Annotated in this window: 15 protein-coding genes; 7 read left to right on the plus strand and 8 right to left on the minus strand. The window is 71.6% G+C overall.

Features of this window, described 5'->3' with window-relative positions:
* Nucleotides 1-17: 17 nt before the first annotated feature.
* Nucleotides 18-1,463: an RICIN domain-containing protein gene (locus ACQPZK_RS09175; RefSeq protein ID WP_433537867.1), complete on the minus strand. Its 1,446-nt coding sequence runs from the start codon at nucleotides 1,461-1,463 to the stop codon at nucleotides 18-20.
* 350 nt (nucleotides 1,464-1,813) lie between these two features.
* Between ACQPZK_RS09175 and ACQPZK_RS09180 the strand changes: the two genes are divergently transcribed.
* Nucleotides 1,814-3,052 carry a hypothetical protein gene (locus ACQPZK_RS09180; RefSeq protein ID WP_433537868.1) on the plus strand — a complete coding sequence of 413 codons (1,239 nt, stop codon included), beginning with the start codon at nucleotides 1,814-1,816 and terminating at the stop codon, nucleotides 3,050-3,052.
* 11 nt (nucleotides 3,053-3,063) lie between these two features.
* On the opposite strand, the gene ACQPZK_RS09185 is transcribed toward ACQPZK_RS09180, so the two are convergent.
* Both ACQPZK_RS09185 and ACQPZK_RS09190 read right to left on the minus strand, forming a co-directional pair.
* Nucleotides 3,064-4,269, minus strand: coding sequence for an MFS transporter (locus ACQPZK_RS09185; RefSeq protein ID WP_433537869.1), 1,206 nt, complete (start codon nucleotides 4,267-4,269; stop codon nucleotides 3,064-3,066).
* Nucleotides 4,270-4,278: 9 nt separating this feature from the next.
* Complete coding sequence (locus ACQPZK_RS09190) at nucleotides 4,279-4,812, minus strand: hypothetical protein (protein ID WP_433537870.1); 534 nt, start codon at nucleotides 4,810-4,812, stop codon at nucleotides 4,279-4,281.
* Between the two features lie 84 nt (nucleotides 4,813-4,896).
* Here ACQPZK_RS09190 and ACQPZK_RS09195 point away from each other — a divergent pair, with 84 nt between their 5' ends.
* On the plus strand, nucleotides 4,897-5,397 hold the full coding sequence (locus ACQPZK_RS09195) for a YcxB family protein (RefSeq protein WP_433537871.1): 501 nt from the start codon (nucleotides 4,897-4,899) through the stop codon (nucleotides 5,395-5,397).
* On the opposite strand, the gene ACQPZK_RS09200 is transcribed toward ACQPZK_RS09195, so the two are convergent.
* Nucleotides 5,360-7,342: a GTP-binding protein gene (locus ACQPZK_RS09200; protein ID WP_433537872.1), complete on the minus strand. Its 1,983-nt coding sequence runs from the start codon at nucleotides 7,340-7,342 to the stop codon at nucleotides 5,360-5,362. The two genes, ACQPZK_RS09195 and ACQPZK_RS09200, sit on opposite strands and share 38 nt — an antisense overlap.
* A 385-nt stretch (nucleotides 7,343-7,727) precedes the next feature.
* Between ACQPZK_RS09200 and ACQPZK_RS09205 the strand changes: the two genes are divergently transcribed.
* The 3 genes from ACQPZK_RS09205 (at nucleotide 7,728) to ACQPZK_RS09215 (ending at nucleotide 11,396) form a co-directional block, all read left to right on the plus strand.
* Nucleotides 7,728-8,966, plus strand: a complete 1,239-nt coding sequence (locus ACQPZK_RS09205; protein WP_433537873.1) for a cellulose-binding domain-containing protein — start codon at nucleotides 7,728-7,730, stop codon at nucleotides 8,964-8,966.
* Between the two features lie 136 nt (nucleotides 8,967-9,102).
* Nucleotides 9,103-9,714, plus strand: coding sequence for a YdeI/OmpD-associated family protein (locus ACQPZK_RS09210; RefSeq protein ID WP_433537874.1), 612 nt, complete (start codon nucleotides 9,103-9,105; stop codon nucleotides 9,712-9,714).
* An 86-nt stretch (nucleotides 9,715-9,800) separates the two neighbouring features.
* Nucleotides 9,801-11,396: a Na+/H+ antiporter gene (locus ACQPZK_RS09215; RefSeq protein ID WP_433537875.1), complete on the plus strand. Its 1,596-nt coding sequence runs from the start codon at nucleotides 9,801-9,803 to the stop codon at nucleotides 11,394-11,396.
* On the opposite strand, the gene ACQPZK_RS09220 is transcribed toward ACQPZK_RS09215, so the two are convergent.
* The 4 genes from ACQPZK_RS09220 to ACQPZK_RS09235 form a co-directional block, all read right to left on the minus strand.
* Nucleotides 11,393-11,734 (minus strand): transcriptional regulator, encoded by a 342-nt coding sequence (locus ACQPZK_RS09220; protein WP_433537876.1) that lies wholly within the window; start codon nucleotides 11,732-11,734, stop codon nucleotides 11,393-11,395. The genes ACQPZK_RS09215 and ACQPZK_RS09220 overlap by 4 nt on opposite strands.
* Complete coding sequence (locus ACQPZK_RS09225; RefSeq protein WP_433537877.1) at nucleotides 11,701-12,156, minus strand: hypothetical protein; 456 nt, start codon at nucleotides 12,154-12,156, stop codon at nucleotides 11,701-11,703. Before ACQPZK_RS09225 ends, ACQPZK_RS09220 begins: the two co-directional genes overlap by 34 nt.
* A gap of 150 nt (nucleotides 12,157-12,306) precedes the next feature.
* On the minus strand, nucleotides 12,307-13,059 hold the full coding sequence (locus ACQPZK_RS09230) for a GNAT family N-acetyltransferase (RefSeq protein WP_433537878.1): 753 nt from the start codon (nucleotides 13,057-13,059) through the stop codon (nucleotides 12,307-12,309).
* A 51-nt stretch (nucleotides 13,060-13,110) separates the two neighbouring features.
* A complete protein-coding gene (locus ACQPZK_RS09235; protein WP_433537879.1) occupies nucleotides 13,111-14,067 on the minus strand; it encodes an RNA polymerase sigma factor in 957 nt (318 codons plus the stop codon).
* Nucleotides 14,068-14,315: 248 nt separating this feature from the next.
* Between ACQPZK_RS09235 and ACQPZK_RS09240 the strand changes: the two genes are divergently transcribed.
* Together ACQPZK_RS09240 and ACQPZK_RS09245 are read left to right on the plus strand one after the other, a co-directional pair.
* Nucleotides 14,316-17,213 carry a BTAD domain-containing putative transcriptional regulator gene (locus tag ACQPZK_RS09240; protein WP_433537880.1) on the plus strand — a complete coding sequence of 966 codons (2,898 nt, stop codon included), beginning with the start codon at nucleotides 14,316-14,318 and terminating at the stop codon, nucleotides 17,211-17,213.
* 112 nt (nucleotides 17,214-17,325) lie between these two features.
* Nucleotides 17,326-18,534, plus strand: coding sequence for an alcohol dehydrogenase catalytic domain-containing protein (locus tag ACQPZK_RS09245; protein WP_433537881.1), 1,209 nt, complete (start codon nucleotides 17,326-17,328; stop codon nucleotides 18,532-18,534).
* Nucleotides 18,535-18,582: the final 48 nt, after the last annotated feature.

An 18,582-nucleotide genomic window follows, 5' to 3' on the forward strand; every position in this document is an offset into this window, starting at 1 on the left:
AGCGGGGGACGTGACCGTCACACGGCCGTACGCGACCACTGCTGGTTGGCGCCGCTGTTGCACGTGTACTGCTTCAGGACCACACCGTCCGCCGTCGACGCGGCCGGCACGTCCACGCACTTGCCGCTGTGCCGAGCACGGAGCTGGAAGTAGCCGCCGTTGGTGACCATCTGGAACTGCTGGTTGGCGCCGCTGCCGCAGGTGTACTGGATCAGCTCCGCGCCGTCGGCGGTCGACGCGCTCGTCACGTCGAGGCACTTCCCGCTGTTCCGGCTGACGATGCGCCAGTAGCCGCTGCCGGCGTCCTGGAACTGCCACTGCTGCCACGCGTTGCCGCCGTACGTGTACTGGCCGACGCGCGCGCCGTTGCTCGTGTTCGGTGACTGGACGTCCATGGCCTTGCCGCTGTGCCGCACGTCGACCCGGTAGAACGTCCCCGTCGTCGGGGGAGGCGTCGTGGGGTCGCCGCCGCCGATGGTGTCGCCCCAGCCGTACCGGATCCGGTCCGCGCCGGAGGTGTTGCGGACGGTGAGGTTGAGATCGGTGCCGCCACCGCTCAGCGCGTACATCGAGTACCAGTCGTAGCCGATGCTGCCGGGCTTGCCACCGAGGGCGGGCCAGTAGGTGCCGCCCATCTGGTTGTCGCGCATCACCTGGGCCATGGCGCGGATGTACCGCACGAAGTTGTCGGTGCTGTTCGGGTCGGCGTAGTTGCGGCCGTCGTTCATGGGCGCGCCGAACTCGGTGGCGACCGCCCGGGAGGCGCAGTTGCCGAGGCGCGTCTGGATGTGGCCGCGGAAGGCGTCGTAGGTCATCGCGCCGTAGAAGAAGGCGTAGTAGTGGAAGGAGAGCAGCGTCGCGTTGAAGCGGCTGTCCGTGCAGATGTCGCGCAGGTCCTGGCTGAAGCCGGTGCCACCGATGAGCACTCGGCTGGGCGGGGCCGAGTAGTGGTAGCTGAGCCAGTTGGCCGCCACGTTGCGCCACTCCGCCGAGCTGTAGCCGTGCGGCTCGTTCATCGGCTCGAAGTAGACGTTGGTGTTCGAACCGTACGTGTTGGTCACCGTGGACCACATCGCGTTCCACGCGGCGAGATTCGTGATCCTGCCGCCGGAGGCGGCCCCGTCCTCCCAGTAGGCGAGGATCACCTTGAACCCGCGCGCGGTGGCGGCGTCGATGGCGCCCCGGTACGCCTCCCACCAGGCCGTCCCGACGGTGTGGGTGTTGATCGGCAGCCGGACGGTGTTGACGCCCAGGGTGGACGCCATGTCGTCGTAGAGGGCGTTGGCCTTGGCCCGCACGGTCGCGTTGCTGTCGGACATGCTCAGGCCCTGTACGACGAGCGGGCTGGTGCTGAAGTTGTCGCCCAGCACGGCCCAGTTCATGCCCCGGAACTGACTGGTGGCGGCAGCGGCAGACTCGGGCCGGACCGCGACGCCGCCGACGATCGCCGTCAACGCGGCCACCAGGGCGATGAGCGTCCTTCGTAACCGACGGGGATCGCGCGTCGGAACAGGGGCGCGGCCAGCGGGTGGTGTGAGCATGATGCCTCCGAGGCGGTCGTGAATGTGTTAGCGCTAACACGACGCTCGGACGCGAGTGGTCGAGCCGCAGCGCGTTTGGCTTGCCGCGCGGCACATCCGGCACCCCACGCTGATGCAGACAACGTGTGTTCGGCTTGTTAAGCGCGTGTTGCAGCCAAGTGTTAGCGATCGCATATGGAGTGTCAAGGCATCGACGTTGCTCGCTGGTGGGGCCACCGTTCCGCCTCGTTGCGGGGCAGCGGACGTCGATCGGTCGATGGCAGGATCGGTCGATGCGTGTTCTCTTCGACGGCCCGGCGCCGGTCGACTATGGGCAGATCTACGTGACGAGCCGCGAGCTGCCCGACATGCAGCAGGCGTTCGCCGGGCAGGCGAACGGCCTGTGCGGGGCCGGCGACCCGGGCGTGCTGTTCCTGATGACCGGCACCCACTCCGGCCGTGTCCGATTCCGGATCGAGCTGCACGACGACGAGCCGCCGACCGCAGCCGCCGAGTGGGAGGACGTGGTGGAGGTGTCGTTCGTGCCGATGGCCGCGGCTGTCGACCTGGTCCCGTGGGGCGACGGGGCGCTGGCCCGGCTGCCGCTGACCCCCGACGGGCGCGACGGTGGCCGGCTGCCGGTCTACCGCGTGCGGTACTGCGCGGCCGGCATGGACGAGGGGAGCGATCCGTTCGGGGGGCTCGACCCCGACGAGATCGACGAGGATGATCACACCTACCTGGACCGGCGACCGGACCGCTACCTGCTCTGCTTCTGGCCGGAGGGCAGCACGGGCGGCGACCCGAGTGGCGGCGTTGTCCGTGCCGACGCGGTGCTGCGCCAGAGCAGCCGCAACGCCGCGTACTGGCACACCTGGGCGCACGGGTTGCCGACCCCGCTCACGCTGTGGGAGCGGGTGGAGGCCGAGGTGCGCAGGCGGGCCGAGGAGGCTCGCCGCAACGAGGAGTACCGGCGGCGCGAAGAGCTGCGGCGCTGGGGCGGGCGTCTGCCGAGCGAGCAACTCCGACGGGTACGCGGCAACATCCACGGCATGCTGCTGCTGGACCGGGACCTGGTCGACGGGGTGGCTGCCGCCGACGTCGCCACCCAGCGCAAGATCGCGGTCTGGGCCGCACGGCAGGCGTGCGCCCTCGCCGGTATCGCGGACGTCGACTGGATGACGCCCGCCTGGACGGCGCTGGAACGGGGTGGACCGCTACCCGACGAATTCACCGACCTGACGGCGCTCAGGACGCGCATCCAGGGCGGGCCGACCGTCACGGTCGTCGTCGCGTCGCTGCGCCGCAGGGGTGCCGCGCCGACCGACCTGCTGCGCGCGGCGCTCGACGGCCCGGTGGACCCGGTCGCGATGGCCCTGCCGGCCCTCGTGGCCGCCGGGGAGTCGGATCCGTTGCAGGCTGCGCTGGAGGCGCTGTGGGCGGCGGTCAGCACCTACGCCTCCCGGCGCGACGAGTTCCTGGCGGCCGTACGGCGGGCCTTCCCGATCGTCGACCAGACGGACGTGGGGTAACCCGCTCGTCCTCAGGTGCGGGGCTCCGGCTCGGCGCGGCCGACGACGAGTGGGCCGCGACGTCCGAGGGCCCACACCGTCAGCGCCGAACAGCACAGGCCCGCTCCCGCGATCGTCACCGCCGACCAGCCGCCCGCGGACCAGAGTGTGCTCGCGGCGGCGGAGCCGGCGGCGGCGCCGATGAAGTTGCTGGTCGCCAGAGCCGTGTTGAGCCGGCTGCGCGCCTCGTGCCCGAGGGCGAACAACCGCGCCCGGTTGAGCAGGGCCTGCGTCTGGAAGGCGACGTCGACCACCACGGTCACGCCGATGAGGAGTACGAGGGACCGACCGCCGAACGCCGCGACGACGAACGCCCCCAGGGCCAGCGCCCAGGCCGCCCCGGTGGCCGGGAGCGACCAGCCGCGATCGTGCAGGCGGCCACCGCGCAGGCCGGAGAGGACACCGGCGAGTCCGACCAGCCCGAACATCCCGATCACCGCCGGCGGATAGTGGAACGGTGGACCGCTGAGCAGGAACGTCAGCGCCGTCCAGAAGAGCGAGAAGGCGGCGAAGCCGGTGGCGGCCAGGACCAGCGTCCACCGGGCCGCCCGCTCCCGCCGGACCATCGCGGCGACCGAGAACAGGAGCCGTGGGTACGGGATGCGCGCCCGCGGTGGCAGCGGCGGCGTCGCGCGGTGAATCAGGACCGCGAGCAGGACGGCGGCGATTGCGGCGAGGGCGAAGGTCGTACGCCAACCGGCGGCGCTGGCGACGAACCCGCTGATCGTCCGGGCGGCCAGGATGCCCGTGAGGGTCCCCGATCCGACGACACCGACGATCCGACCACGGTCGGCGTCGCCGGCCAGGTCCCCGGCGAGCGGGGTGAGGATCTGCCCGGAGATCGTCGTGACGCCCAGCACGGCGAGCGCGACGATGAGCAGGCCGATCGACGGCGCCAGCGCGCATAGCAGGAGCGCGGCGGCCGAGGCCAGGAACATCACCGGGACGAAGCGGCGGCGGTCCAGGACGTCGCCGAGCGGTACGAGCAGCAGGACGCCGACGGCGTACCCGATCTGCGTCGCGGTGACGAGCCAGCCGGCCGTGGACGTCGGCGCGTCCAGGTCGTCGGCGATGACGCCGAGCAACGGCTGCGCCCAGTACAGGTTGGCGACGGCCGCGCCGGCCGCCAACGCGAACAGGAACGTCAGCGGGCGGCTCAGCTCCGGAAGGGCTGCCACCCGATCACGTTAGTCGGCAAGCGGCCGGCGTCGTAGTTCGCGCAGCACACCGTGCCGGCGCGCGGCCCACACCAGACGCCGGACGCTCGGATGCCGTACGAACAGGGCCGCCGCGCGGCGGAACAAACCGAACCGGTTGTCGCTGGCCTGGTTCTCCAGCGCCTGCCAGATCAGCTCGCGCACGTTGGCGCTGTCCAGCGCCGCCCGCACCTCACGCCGTACCCCGGGGTCCTCGGCGGCCGAGGCGACGGCGGCGGCGAGGCCCGGTCGGTCGGCGAGCGGTTCCACCGCCGCCGCCACGAGCGGCCGGCGCACCTCGTCCCGTTCCAGCAGCAGCAACACCGCCTCCCGGATCTCGACCGTCTCCAGGCCGGACCGCAGCAGGTTGACCAGGCTGCGTTCGACCTCGCCGTCGTGATCCGGCACGGCCAGCGTGGCCAGCAGCACGGACACCTCGTCGAGATCGATGAGGTGTCGCAGTCCGTCGCGGAACTCCGGCAGCCCCCACGCCACCTGGAGCGCCTTCAGGAGATCGCGGTTCATGCGCCATCGCTACCCGAAAGCCACTCCGGCCGAAACGTCCGCGACCCCCGCGTCCCGGGCCGGTGCAGGCACTATCGTTCTGGGGTGCACATCCGCTTCGACGTACCCGCCGATCCCGCCTACCCCGCTCGAGTGGCGGCCACCCTCGCGGGTGTCCGGCTACGTCGGTTCAGCTACATCGGCGCCGTGCTGGTGGCGGTCGGGGCGGTCGGCCTGGTGCTCTCGCGCGGGCTGGGCTGGGGTGAGCGCGCGTCCCCGCTGTGGCTGACGTTGGTGGTCGCCGGCGTGCTGTCGATGCTGTACCTGCCGTGGGTGCGGTCGCGGGCCCGTCGTCGCTCGGGTGACTACGCCGTCGAAGGCGCCTACGAGATCACCGACGACAACATCATGATGCGCAGCGGCTCGGAGTCCGGCGGTATCGCCTGGGACGGGGTCGCCCAGGTGCAGGACAACCCGGAGTTCTGGATCGTGTACGTCGGCCGCATGCCGGCGACCGTGATCCCCCGGTGGCTGATGTCCGCTGAGGACGCCGAGACGTTGCGCTCCTTCATGACCGACCGGGGCCTCCTGGGTCCGCGTCCCTGACGGCTACGGACCGGTTCTTCGGCTGGGCGAGGAAGCGCAGATACGCCGCCCGGTCGAACGGGTTGCCGTCGGTCCGGGCTCGGCGCGGCGGCTCGCCGGACACCGGTCGGTCGCCGCCGGGCGTCGACGACCACAGCCCCTCCCCGCTGGACAGGTCGGGCAGACGCCGCTGCGCCTCGGGTTCGAGCCGCGCCGGCAGCACGCCACTGATCCGCCAGCCGGCGGCGACGTCGTGGGTGCCGTCGACCCGGGCGCCGAGCCGGCCCAGGTACGACGTGACCGGGCCGAGCCGGTCGGCCGGCACCTCCACCTCGAAGCGGCGGCACGGCTCGAAGACCCGGGTGCCGGCCTCGGCGAGCGCCTGCATGAGGACGTACGGCGCGAGGTCCCGGAAGTGCCCGGCGGTCGTGATCGGCGACCAGTAGCCGCTGTGGGTGAGGGTGACCCGGATGTCGGTGACCGGCCAGCCGTGACAACCCTGGTCGAGGGCGGCGCGGGCCGCCTCCTCGATCGCCGCGTGGAACGACAGCGGCAGCGAGCCCAGCTCGACCTCCCGTCGGTAGTCCACGCCGACGCCGGGCTCGACCCGGAACCCGACCGTCCCGAAGAAGCCGTGCCCGATGATCTCCACGGCGGCACCCGTGCCGGTCGGCCGCTCGACGTGCATGAGCCGTCCCGGCCCGAACTCCGCCTCGATCCCGTACGTCTCGGCCAGTGTGGCGCTCAGCACCTCGCGCTGCACCTCGCCGTAGAGGAGCACGCTCGTCCCACCCTCGGGGGCTACCCGGGTCCGCAGGAACGGGTCGGTGTCCGCGATGTCCAGCAGCGCGGCGTGCAGCGCCGGCGTCCGGGACGCGTCGCGGGGTCGCACCACCGCCTCCAGGGTCGGCGCGGGAAAGTACGACCGCCCGTCGAGGCCGGTCGGACTGCCCAACTGGTCGCCGAGGCGTACCCCGGTCAGGCCGCCGACCCGGGCGATGTGGCCGGCGGTCAGCGCGGACCGGTCGGTGGCCGCGCCGACCACGTCGAGCCGCGTGATCCGTCCGCGCGTCGCGGTGGTCCGGCCGTCCGGCTCCCGGCGGTACGCGGTGACCCGCTCCCGCGCCCGGAACTGCCCGCCGTACGAGCGCACGTAGGCCACGCGGTCCCCGCCGGGGTCGCGCTCGATGGCGAACACCTGCGCTCGCGGCTCGGGCTCCGCCGGGGGTGCGGGCGGAAGAAAGGCCGCGATGGCGTCCAGCAGCTCCGGTACGCCGGCCCCGGACAGCGCCGAGCCGAACAGCAGCGGATGCGCCTGCCCGGCCGCGACCTGCGTCCGCAGGGCCTCGTCGATGCGGTCGGCGTCGGGGGGCAGGTCGTCCACGAGGGCGGCCAGCAGTTCGTCGTCGTGTTCGGCGAGAACCTCGGCGACGCGGTGGTCGTACCCCCGGTGGTGCGGTCGATAGGTGGCCTCGGGGGTGCCGGGCGCGCGGACCGTGCCCAGCGGGACGACGCCCGGCGTGAGAAGCCGGCGGGTGTCCCCGATCAGCTCGTCGACGCGGGCGCCGGCCCGGTCGATCTTGTTGACGAAGATCAGGGTGGGCAGCCGGAGTGACCGCAGGATGCGCATGATCCGGCGGCTGTGTGGCTGGACGCCCTCGACGGCCGACAGCACCAGGACTGCCGCGTCGAGCACCCCGAGCGCGCGTTCGACCTCGGCCACGAAGTCGCTGTGCCCGGGGGTGTCCAGCAGGTTCACCTGGCGGTCGTGCACGGTGAACGAGGTGACGGCCGAGCGGATGGTGATGCCCCGCCGACGCTCGATCGCACCGGTGTCGGTCTGGGTGGTGCCCGCGTCGACGCTGCCGAGCCGGTCGATGACCCCGGTGGCGTGGAGCAGGCGTTCGGTCAGGCTGGTCTTACCGGCGTCGACGTGGGCGACGATGCCGAGGTTGACGGTCTGCACAGGCTGTCGGGTCCTCGAAGGCTCGCATCCGGATGGGCGGAGTTTTCGAGGCCTCGCATCGCCGTACTCCCGTCTGCGGGCGGTGCCGGGCCGTTGGCACCCGGTCCTTCCCGGCCAGGCTGGCACGGCCGGTGGCGTCGGGGCCACCCATTTACGTGCGCTTGATTAGATAGTGATCTGTCAATAGATTGAGGGCGGGCGTCACCGGGCTTCGGGCAACCACCCGAAGCGGTGACTGACAGCTTCACCTCGAGCCGGGCACGTCGGTCGTACGCATCGACCACTCGCTGTGGCGCATCGCCGCGCCGTACCCGGCGTGTCGCCGCGTCCGCACCGGACGCGCTGGCGCGCCGGCATCTCCCGCTCGATGGCAGAAGGACTTCCCATGACCATTCTCCGCGCCCGCCCCGCCCCGGCCCTCGCGGTCGTCGCCGCGCTGGCCGCCGCCGTGACCGCGACCGGCACGGCCCTGCTCGTCGCCCCGGCCGCGGCCGCCCAGGGCTGCCGGGTCGACTACACACCCAACCAGTGGCCCGGCGGCTTCACCGCCAGCGTCAAGGTCAGCCCCGGGGACACCGCCGTCTCCACCTGGACCGTCACCTGGACGTACGCCGGGAACGAGCGCGTCACGAACGGCTGGAACGCCACGGTCACCCAGTCCGGCTCGACGGTGACCGCCCGCAACCTGTCGTACAACGGGAGCATCCCGGCCGGCGGCGCCACCGAGTTCGGCGTGCAGGGCACGTACAGCACCAGCGGCGGAGCACCGACCGGCTTCAGCCTCAACGGCGTACCGTGCAACGGCGTCGCGCCGACCACGCCCCCGCCGACCAGCGCACCACCGACGACACCTCCGCCGACGACGCCGCCGCCCACCACGCCGCCACCCACGACGCCCCCGCCGACGACACCTCCACCCACGACGCCACCGCCGACCGGCTGTGCGGGCGCGGTGCTCTGCGACGGCTTCGAGAACCAGACCGGTTCGACACCGTCCGGCGACTGGGCCGTGGTGAGCCCGGACTGTTCCGGCGCCGGAACCGCCACCATCGACACGACCACCACACACAGCGGCAGCCGAGCCGTGCGGATCAACGGCGCGGCCGGGTACTGCAACCACGTCTTCATCAGGTCCACCAGGAACCTCGGCAGCGTGGGCAGCGTCCGGTACGGCCGGATCTGGGTCCGGCACACCACCGCCCAGCCCACCGACCACACCACGATGATGGCGATGACCGACGCCGCCGACGGTAACCGGGACCTGCGGATGGGCGGCCAGAACGGCGCCCTGCAGTGGAATCGCGCCTCCGACGACGCGACCCTGCCGGAGCAGAGCCCGGCCGGGGTGGCACAGAGCGTGCCGCTGCCCACCAACCGGTGGACCTGCCTGGAGTTCATGGTGGACGGCTCCTCCGGTCAGCTCCGTACCTGGCTGGACGGCACGGCTGTCGTGGGGCTGACCGCGGACGGCGTGCCCACGCACGACATCGACGGGCAGTGGTACAACCGCACCTGGCGACCACAGCTCACCGACCTGAAGCTGGGCTGGGAGAGCTACGGCAACGGGTCCGACACCCTCTGGTACGACGACGTCGCAATCGGGGCCAGCCGGATCGGCTGCTGACCCGGAGGTGGAACCCGAGGGTGTGGCACGGTCGACGTGCCGCACCCTCGGCCCGTCCCCGCGTCCGCCGGCGGCCGGCGCCGGAACGGCCCGCCTGGTGGAGGCTGGCCGGGCGGCGCGGCGATAGCCTGCTGTCATGGCGAGCGCGGAACTCCAGGAGTTGATCGTGGCGGACGCTGAGGAGCTGCGCGCGTGGTTGTCGGCCAACCACGTCACGTCGCCGGGCGTCTGGCTGGCCCTGACCAAGAAGGGCGGCACGGTCACGACGCTGACCTGGCAGCAGGCGGTCGACGAGGCGCTCTGTCACGGCTGGATCGACGGGCAGGCCCGCAAGCGGGACGAGGAGTCGTCCTGGATCCGGTTTACCCCCCGCCGTCCGCGCAGTATCTGGTCACAACGGAACGTCGCCCACGTGGCGCGGCTGGAGGCGCAGGGGCGGATGACGCCCGCGGGCCGTGCCGCGGTGGAGGCCGCCAAGGCCGACGGCCGGTGGGCGGCGGCGTACGCCCCGCCGTCGGAAGCCGAGGTACCGGCCGACCTGCTCGCCGCCATCGCTGCCGATCCCGCGGCCCAGGCCATGTTCGACGTCCTCACCAAGACCAACCGGTTCTCCCTCATCCACCGCGTCAACGCGGTCAAGCGGGCCGAGACCCGTGCGCGCAAGATCGGCGAGTTCGTCGCCATGCTGGCCCGCCACGAGACCCCGTACCCGCAGAAGGCCAGGCCGTCGAGCCCTCCGTCGTCGTGACACGGGGGAGCGTCAAGTAGCTGTCCACTGGGCTCGGCCATCCTTGCCGGACCCGAGTCACCCCGAACGAAGGACAGAGGAACCTGGTGTCCAGCCTCGCCCTGGTCGTCGCGGTCGGTGTCGCGATCCTGGTCGGTGCGGGCGCGGCCCGCCGGCTCCGGATCGCCCCACCGGTGCTGCTCCTGATCGCCGGTGTCCTCGTCGGCTTCGCGCCCGCGCTGCGCGACGTGCACCTGCCCCCCGAGGCTGTCCTGTTGGTGTTCCTTCCGGTGCTGCTCTACTGGGAGGCGTTCTCCTCATCGCTGCGCGAGATGCGCCGGAACCTGCGGGTCATCGTGCTGCTGAGCACCCTGCTCGTGGTGGCGACGGCGGCCGGTGTGGCGGTCGCCGGGCACACGCTCGGGCTCAGCTGGGGAGCGGCCTGGGTGCTGGGCGCCGCCGTCGCGCCGACCGACGCCACGGCGGTCGGCGTCCTGGGTCGGATGCTGCCGCGTCGTATCGCGACCACGTTGCGCGCGGAGAGCCTGGTCAACGATGGTACGGCCCTGGTGATCTACACCCTCGCGGTCGGCATCACCCTCGGCGAGGAGCACCTGAGCGTCGGTCGCGTCGCCGGGCTGTTCGCCTTCTCGTACCTCGGCGGCATCGCGTCCGGCGCGATCGTGACGTTCCTCGTCCTGCAGATCCGTCGCCGGCTGACCGACCCCTTCCAGCACAATCTCCTCGCGCTGCTGACGCCCCTGACCGCCTACCTGATCGCCGAGGCGGCCGAGGTGTCCGGTGTCCTCGCGGCCGTGGTCAGCGGACTGTGGGTGGGCCGCGCCTCTCCGCGGCTGTTCCCCGGTAACGCCCGCAGGCAGGTCCACACCGTCATGGAGTTCGTGACCATGCTGGCGAACGCGGCGCTGTTCGTCCTGGTCGGGCTGGAGGCGCAGTCGGCGGTGCGAGGGCTCGACAACAGCGGTCTGGCACACGGCCTGCTGGTCGCGCTCGTGGTCTGCGCGGTGATCGTCGCGGTGCGGTTCGGCTGGCTGTTCACCAGCCCGTACGTGATCCGGGCGATCGACCGCCGACCGCAGCAGCGGGAACGACGGCTGGGCTGGCGACCCCGGGCGCTCATGTCGGCGGCCGGGTTCCGGGGCGCGGTGTCGATGGCCGCGGCACTGGCCGTACCCCACACGCTTCCGTCCGGGGCGGAGTTCCCGGACCGCGACCTCATCGTCTTCGTCACGGCCGTCGTGATCGCCGTTACCCTGCTGGTGCAGGCGCCGCTGATGCCCCGGGTGACGCGCTGGGCCGGACTGGGCGCCGACTCCGAGGCCGAGCGGGAACGTCGGCAGGCCGAGATCACCTCCATGGACCGGGCGCTGGAATTCCTGCCCGCGATGGCAGCCGCGCTGGGCACGAGCCACGACGTGCACGAACAGTTGCGCACGGAGTACGACCGTCGCCTGCGGGTGCTGCGCGACGGCGACTCCACCTCCGGCCCCGACGAGGCCGCGGCCGACTACGAGAAGGAGTACGCGGACCTGCACCTCGCGGTCATCGACCACCGCCACGAGACCGTCGTGCGCATGCGCGACGCCGGTGAGATCGACGACGAGGTGCTTCGTCGGGTGCAGGACGGACTCGACCTCGAACAGGTCCACATGACCCAGCGTCGGGACAACGACGATCGCTAGTCGGCGTCGTCCACCCGGGCGGCGATGGCCCGCAGGGCGGCGATGTGGCCGCTCAGGGCCGCACGGCCTGCTGTGGAGAGGTTGATCCACGTCCGCGGGCGTTTGCCCACGTAGCCCTTGCGCACCTCGACGTAACCGCCCTCGCTCAGGTTCGAGATCCGCTTGGACAGGGCCGAATCGCTGAGGTCCATGGCGTCGCGGACGAACGCGAACTCGGCCCACTCGGTCCCGGCCAGCAGCGCCAGGATGCCCAGCCGGGTGGGATCGAGCAGGGCCGGGTCCAGCTTCGGGTCGGCCGCCACGGTCAGGCCGGACGGGTGAGGACGCGGCGCTGCCACCACGGACCCGCGGCGGCCAGCAGCACACCGACGATCAGGCCGCTCCACACCCAGACGTGTGGGACGTCCAGGGCTCCGGCGACTGCCGTACCGCCGATCAGCAGCACCACCACCAGGACCGACCACAGCAGGACCGACGTGTCGGGGGTGGTGCGCGGACGCACTGGCCGCTTCAGCAGCGCGGATCCCCACCTGTTGTTGGGGAGCATCGCGGCGAGCAGCAGCAGGATGACGATGGTGGTGCCGTAGGTGCGCACGAAGTCCGAGTACTGGTCGGCGGCGAACCCGTACGCCACGGCGGCGACACCGGTGACCAGCCAGGCCCACCACGGCCAGCCGGCGGCCGCCGCCGTCTGGTCACGACGCCGGTCGACGTCCTGTAGAGCCCGTCGTGCCTCTTCGGGGGTCGGGGTGGTGCCCATCGCGCAACTCCTTGAGCTAGGGAAAGTACTTGCTCGTACGGAAAGTTAACACTCACTTTCCGTACCGGCAAGTGCTTGCCTGGCCCGGTGTCGCACGTCCCGGCGCTGCCGCCCGACGGATGCGCGGGTCCGGCGGCAGCGCCGTCGGACTCATTCCGGAAGCTGGTAGAGGCGGTAGCGGGTGACCGTGTCGAAGCCGATCTTCCGGTACACCGGCTCGCCCTCGCTGCTGGCCTGAAGGGTGGCGATCCGCAGCCCGGTCTCGCGGGTGATGCGCAGCGCCTCGCGGGTGAGGGCGCTCGCGATGCCCTTGCGGCGGTGGTCGGGGTGGGTGGCGATGCAGTACAGAGCGCCGACGTCGGTGCCGAGCGACAGGGTGCACGTGCCCACCATGCGGCCGTCCACGATGCCGGCGAGGCGGACCACGTCCGGGTAGGCGAAGGACAGTTCCCGGTCGACGACGAGCCCGAGGTCGCCGGGGACGCCGAGCGGCCCGGCGTACGCCTCGACGTACTCGCGCATCTCGGCCGGTGTGGCGGCGACCTGGATCCGCAGGTCGCTCGGTGCCTCGGTCGCGGGCAGCGTGGTCACGTCCACCGCCATGACGGGCATGTCGGAGATCTGCGTCGCGCCACGCGCGAGCAGGCCCTCGGCCGTGCCCTCGTCGCTGTCCGCGCCCACCCACCAGCCCCAGACCGAGCCGGTCAGGTGCTTCCTCGCCTCCGTGATCGCGTCGTCGAGCTGCCGCCCGCGTACGCGCATCACCCCGTTGAACAGCGGGTGGGGGATGTCGGCGCGATAGATCGGCAGGTCGGTGTCGGGCTGGGCGCCGGCCCAACCGCACCAGTACGTGCGGTTGGCGGCGAGCTGCGGTTCCAGGTCGTGGATGGAGTACGTCGTCATACCCTCAGGACAAGGTTCGGCGGGGGAAAGTTCGGTTCCGCGGTGGATTCTCTAGAACCGGGGCGGCCGTGGGGTGTGCAGAAGGCGCACCTCGCGCACCAGGCCCTCTTTCTCCTTCAACAACCAGGTCCCCCCGGGCGGGCAGTGGTACGGATCCTCCGGCGGGTTGATGAACGCGTTCTCCCAGATCGTGACGCCGGACCCGGGGAGCACTCGGGTGATCGTGGCGTTGACGCCGGACTCGTAGTCCTGCCGCATGACGGCGAAGACCGGTTCCCGGCCAACCGTCCGCTTTCCGCTCGGCCACCAGAAGGTCATGTCCTCGGCCCAGCGGGCGGCCACCTTGTCCAGCCTGGCACCGTCCGGCACCGCCGACAGGATGGTCGCCGCCTCCTGTTGGCGCTCGGCGCGCAGCGCCGTGGTTTCGCCGTGCCGATCGTCGTGCACACGGGGGAGGACCTCGGCCAACTGCCGCCGTGCCTCACTCAGACGACTACGCACGGTGCCGACCGGCGTCCCGCACAGGTCCGCGATCTGCTCGTAGGAGTTGTTGGCGGTGAAGTACCGCAGCAACGCCACGGTCTGCGCGGCGGGAGACAACTGCTGCATCGCGTGCCAGACCCAGTCCCGCATGGCGCTGCGTTCGATGCGGGCGACCGGGTCGTCCAGCTCCGAGGCGAGCAGGTTCTCGCCGGCCACCCCGACCGGAACGGGCACGCGGGCGCGCAGCATCGTCCGGCAGTTGTTGCGCACGATGGCGTGTAGCCAGGACCGCGCGGCGCCGGGGTCGCGCAGTTCACCGATGCGGCTGAACGCCGTGATCGCTGCATCCTGGCAGGCGTCCTCGGCATCGGGCCGGGAGCCCAACAGGCGGTACGCCACAGCGAGCATGCCGGCGTAGTGCCGGCCGAGAAGCAGCGCGAAGCTGGCCGGGTCGCCCTGCTGGGCGCTCCGGACCAGCTCGACCGTGTCGCCGGCCGACACGTGCGCCGAGGTCGGAAGAAGCATCCGGGAACGCTAGCGCGCCGGTGGGAAAAACCCGTCGAGCGGATCGAACTTTCGTCTCGGCGGCGACGTCTGCTGGACATGGGTTACGAGACAGGACCGCGTTCGGGTGGCGTCGAACCGGTCGATGCGTGTCGCCTTCGACCTCGGTGTCGGTTTCGCGACGCCCGGGATTGTCGGATCCTGCGGGGAACTGTCCGATCCAGTCATCGTCAAGTAAACCTCCACACGGTGGACGCAGCGTGATCAACGTGAGGGACGACCTCGACTCCGGTCGGACAGCGGAATCGGCGTCGCAGGGGGGACCGCGCCTGCAGATCATGGGTCCGCTGCGGGTCTGGCGCGGTGCGGCGGAGATCGACGCGGGCCCGCGCCAACAACGCCGTCTCCTCGCGGTCCTGCTGGCCCGCCAGGGGCGTCCCACCACCACCACCGATCTGATGGATCTCGTCTGGGGCCCCGATTCCCCGGCCAGTGCCGTGAACGTGATCCACAAGTACGTCGCGGCCCTGCGCCGTCTGCTCGAACCCGACCTCCCCGCGCGGGCCGTCGGCGCGTATCTGCTGCGGCACGGCAACGGGTACCTCTTCGTGGCCGGACCGGAGACGCTCGACCTCGTCGCGTTCCGCCGCGACGTCTCGGCGGCGAAGTCCAGCCTGGCGCAGGACCGCCCGGAGGAGGCGTTGGAGCACTATCTCGACGCGCTGCGACGCTGCCACGGTTCGTCCGGCGACGGGCTGGTCGACAGCGCCGCCGCCGGGGCGGTCTTCGCGGGCCTCGACGGCGAATTCTTCGACGCCGCGATTGCCGCCGCCGCGGTGGCCGTACGACTGCGTCAGCCCGCCCGGGTCCTGACGCCGCTGCGGCTCGCGGCGACGATGGGTCAGCTCAACGAACCGGTTCACGCGAGCCTCGTGACGACCCTCGCCGCGGCGGGCCAGCAGGCGGAGGCGTTGACCGTGTACGGAGTCATCCGGACGCGCCTCGACGACGAGTTGGGTATCGACCCCGGCTACCACCTGCAGGATGCCCACCGGCGGGCCCTCACCCAGACGGCGCTGACGCCCGCCGAGGAGCCGGACACGGTGGTGGCCCGGCCGGTACCGCTGGTCCGCCCGACGCAGCTTCCGCCGGACCCGCCCCTCTTCGTGGGCCGCGAATCCGAACTGCTGATCCTGCACGACCTGGCCACGGGGATGCGGACCGCCGAACGGACCAGTCCACTCGTGATCGCGATGGACGGCATGGGCGGAGTGGGCACCTCCACGCTCGCCACGCACTTCGCCCACCGGGTGGCCGACGAGTTCGCCGACGGGCAGCTCTACCTCGATCTGCGGGGGCACCTGTGCGCGGACGAGCGCCCGTCGGCCGACGACGCGGTGCGTTCGCTGCTGCACCTGGTGGGCGTGCCCGCCTCCGCCGTACCCGACACGTTCGACGCGCGGATCGGCACGTACCGCAGCATGACGGCCGGTAAGCAGATGCTCTTCCTGCTGGACAACGCCCACGACGCCGCCCAGGTGCGCCCGCTGCTGCCGAACTCGGCACGAAGTCTCGTGATCGTCACCAGCCGGCGGGCCCTCGTCGGCCTCGCGGCGTTCGACGGCGCGCACCTGCTGCGGGTCGACCCGCCCGACCTGCCGACGGCCCGTCGACTGCTCAAACGTCGTCTCGCGGGCCTACCCCGGTCGACCGACGGCAAGGACTGCGCCGGCACCGCCGACGAGATCATCGAGCTGTGCGGCCGGCTTCCCCTGGCGTTGGCGATCCTGGCGGCCCGGATCGCCGCTCGTCCGGGTCTGTCGCTCACCACCATCGCCGCCGAGCTGCGCGACAGCGCCCGCCGGCTCGAGGCGTTCGCAGGTGGTCGAGGGCTGACCGATCCTCGGACGGCCTTCTCGTGGTCCTACCGCCAGCTCAGCCCCGGGGCCGCCCGGCTGTTCCGGCTGCTGTCGGTCGCCCCGCTGCCGGGTATCACCGCCGAGGCCTGCGTGAGCCTCGCCGAGGGTGACCCGGACAGCACGCGTGCCCAGCTCGCCGAGCTGATCGACGCGGCGCTGGTGAGCGAGCACGAGGACGGCAGGCTCACGTCGCACGTGCTGCTGAAGGCGTACGCCGAGGAGCTGTTGGAGGCCGACGAGTCGGCGGCGGATCGACAGGCGGCGCTCATCCGCCTGTTGCAGCACTACCTGCACAGCAGTTACCAGGCGCAGATCGCGCTGGACCCGAACCGTCCGCCGATCGAGCCACCACCGCCGCTGCCCGGTGTCGTCGCCGAGCGGCCGGGCACCCACGACGAGGCCATCGCCTGGTTCGACCGCCAGCGGGAGGTGCTCACCGAGGTGGTGCGCCTCGCTGCCGACGTCGGTCACGGCATCGTGCCGTGGCAGCTCGCCATCTCGATGCAGCAGTACCTGCAGTGGGCCGGGCGCTTCCAGGACTGGGAGGACGTCATGCGGATCGCGCTGCGCGACGCGCGGGAGCGCGGTGACGTCCTCGGCGAGGCGCACGCTCTGCGCAGCCTGGCGGGCGCACAGTATTTCCTCGGCGCCCACGAGGAGTCGCTCCGCCTGCTCGACGAGGCCGCACAGACGTACCAGGACCGGGGCATGCGTCTGGAACAGGCGTTGGTGCACAACAACTGCCACCAGGTGCTCAGCGTGCTGGGCCGGCACGAGCGTGCCCTCGAGCACAGCACGGAGGCGCTGTCGTTGTTCCGGCTGCTCGACCACCGGCGAGGCGAGATCTCCAGCCTCCTGCGGATCGGACGGTCGCTGACCGCTCAGGGCAAGGTCGCGGAATCGATCCTGGTGCTCCGGGAGGCCCTCGACCTCAACCAGCGGGTGGGGCGCGCGCACGAGGAGAGCGCGATCCGAGCCGCCGTCGCGGACAACCTGGCCGAGACCGGTCGCATCGCGGAGGCGGTGACTGAGCTGGAGCTCGCGGCGAGCACGGCGCGGCGGGTGGGGAACCGGCCGTCGCAGTTCGCCGCGCTGCGACAGATGGCCGACGTTCTCATCGCCGCCGGCGACGTGCCCGGCTCGCGTCGGGTGTTCGAACAGGCGCGCACGCTGCTGCGGGAGTTGCCCGACGGCGGCACCGACGACATGCGTGCCTCGGTCTCCCAACTCGCGGCGCGACTCAACTGAGCGCGCGGTTTGCCGTAGCCCGTCCGGGGAAGCCGGATTTCGTCCCGGGCACGAGGTGTCCCGCTGATGAGTGCTGGCGTGACGAAGGCAGCCAGTACGGATGGGAGTACGCATGAAGGCTGTCGTTTTCCACGGCATCGGCGACATTCGGGTCGACGACGTGCCCGAGCCGCGCATCGAACAACCCACGGACGCGATCGTCCGGGTCACCACGGCGGCGATCTGCGGCACCGACCTGCACTTCGTCCGCGGCACGATGCCCGGGATGCAGCCGGGCAGGGTTCTCGGCCACGAGGGCGTCGGGGTGGTCGAGGAGGTGGGCTCGCAGATCCACAACTTCCGGCCGGGTGACCGGGTGGTGATCTCGGCCGTGCTGGGCTGCGGGTCCTGCTGGTACTGCCGCCGTGGCCTCTTCGCGCAGTGCGACAACGCCAACCCGCTCGGGCCGCGGACCGGCACCGCCTCGTTCGGCTCACCCGAGATGCAGGGGCCGTTCAACGGCCTGCAGGCGGAGTACGCGCGCGTGCCCTTCGCGCACACCAACCTGATCTCCCTTGGCGAGAACGTCACCGAGTCGCAGGCCATCACGCTGTCCGACATCTACCCGACCGGCTACTTCGGAGCGGTCCTCGCCGACGCCGGCGACGGCAGGATCGTCACGGTCTGGGGCTGCGGCCCGGTGGGCCAGTTCGCCATTCTCTCCGCGTACCAGCTCGGCGCGTCCCGGGTGATCGCGATCGACGGGCACGCCGACCGGCTCGAGCACGCCCGCAGCCGTGGCGCCGAAGTGATCAACTTCAACGAGGTCGACCCGGTCGACTCCATCATGGAGTTGACGAACGGAATCGGGGCCGACTGCGCCATCGACGCCGTCGGAGTGGACGGCGAGAGCGCCAAGTCGGGTCCCGCGGCCGGTAAGGACGCCGAGCGCAACGCCGAGGAACAACGCGCGATCTCCCCGAACCTCGACAGCCAGGGCCAGAACGGGCACTGGAAGCCGGGTGACGCGCCGAGCCAGGCGCAGACCTGGGCAGTCGACAGCCTCGCCAAGGTCGGCACGCTGGGCATCGTGGGTGTCTATCCGCCCGGGGACCGGTACTTCCCCATCGGTATGACCATGGGGCGCAACCTGACCATCCGCGCCGGCAACGGCAATCACCCGCGGTACATCCCCAAGCTGGCGGCCATGGTCGCCTCCGGCCAGGTCCGTCCGGAGGACGTCGTGACGGAGCACGAACCGCTGACCGACGCGGTAGCCGCGTACCGGGAGTTCGACCTGCGCAGCCCCGGCTGGCTGAAGGTGGCCCTGCGCGCCACCTGAGCTTCCCGGGACTGACTGCGGCAGCACCCGCCCTGAACCGATTCCGGA

Origin of the sequence: Micromonospora sp. CA-249363 (assembly GCF_050950185.1) — a bacterium.
Taxonomy (GTDB): domain Bacteria; phylum Actinomycetota; class Actinomycetes; order Mycobacteriales; family Micromonosporaceae; genus Micromonospora.

Bases quoted from the DNA above. Each gene is read 5' to 3' on its own strand.
- ACQPZK_RS09180 (WP_433537868.1), top strand. From the start codon at position 1,814: ATGCGTGTTCTCTTCGACGGCCCGGCGCCGGTCGACTATGGGCAGATC.
- ACQPZK_RS09235 (WP_433537879.1), bottom strand. From the start codon at position 14,067: ATGCTTCTTCCGACCTCGGCGCACGTGTCGGCCGGCGACACGGTCGAG.
- ACQPZK_RS09245 (WP_433537881.1), top strand. From the start codon at position 17,326: ATGAAGGCTGTCGTTTTCCACGGCATCGGCGACATTCGGGTCGACGAC.
- ACQPZK_RS09210 (WP_433537874.1), top strand. From the start codon at position 9,103: ATGGCGAGCGCGGAACTCCAGGAGTTGATCGTGGCGGACGCTGAGGAG.
- ACQPZK_RS09190 (WP_433537870.1), bottom strand. From the start codon at position 4,812: ATGAACCGCGATCTCCTGAAGGCGCTCCAGGTGGCGTGGGGGCTGCCG.
- ACQPZK_RS09205 (WP_433537873.1), top strand. From the start codon at position 7,728: ATGACCATTCTCCGCGCCCGCCCCGCCCCGGCCCTCGCGGTCGTCGCC.
- ACQPZK_RS09230 (WP_433537878.1), bottom strand. From the start codon at position 13,059: ATGACGACGTACTCCATCCACGACCTGGAACCGCAGCTCGCCGCCAAC.
- ACQPZK_RS09225 (WP_433537877.1), bottom strand. From the start codon at position 12,156: ATGGGCACCACCCCGACCCCCGAAGAGGCACGACGGGCTCTACAGGAC.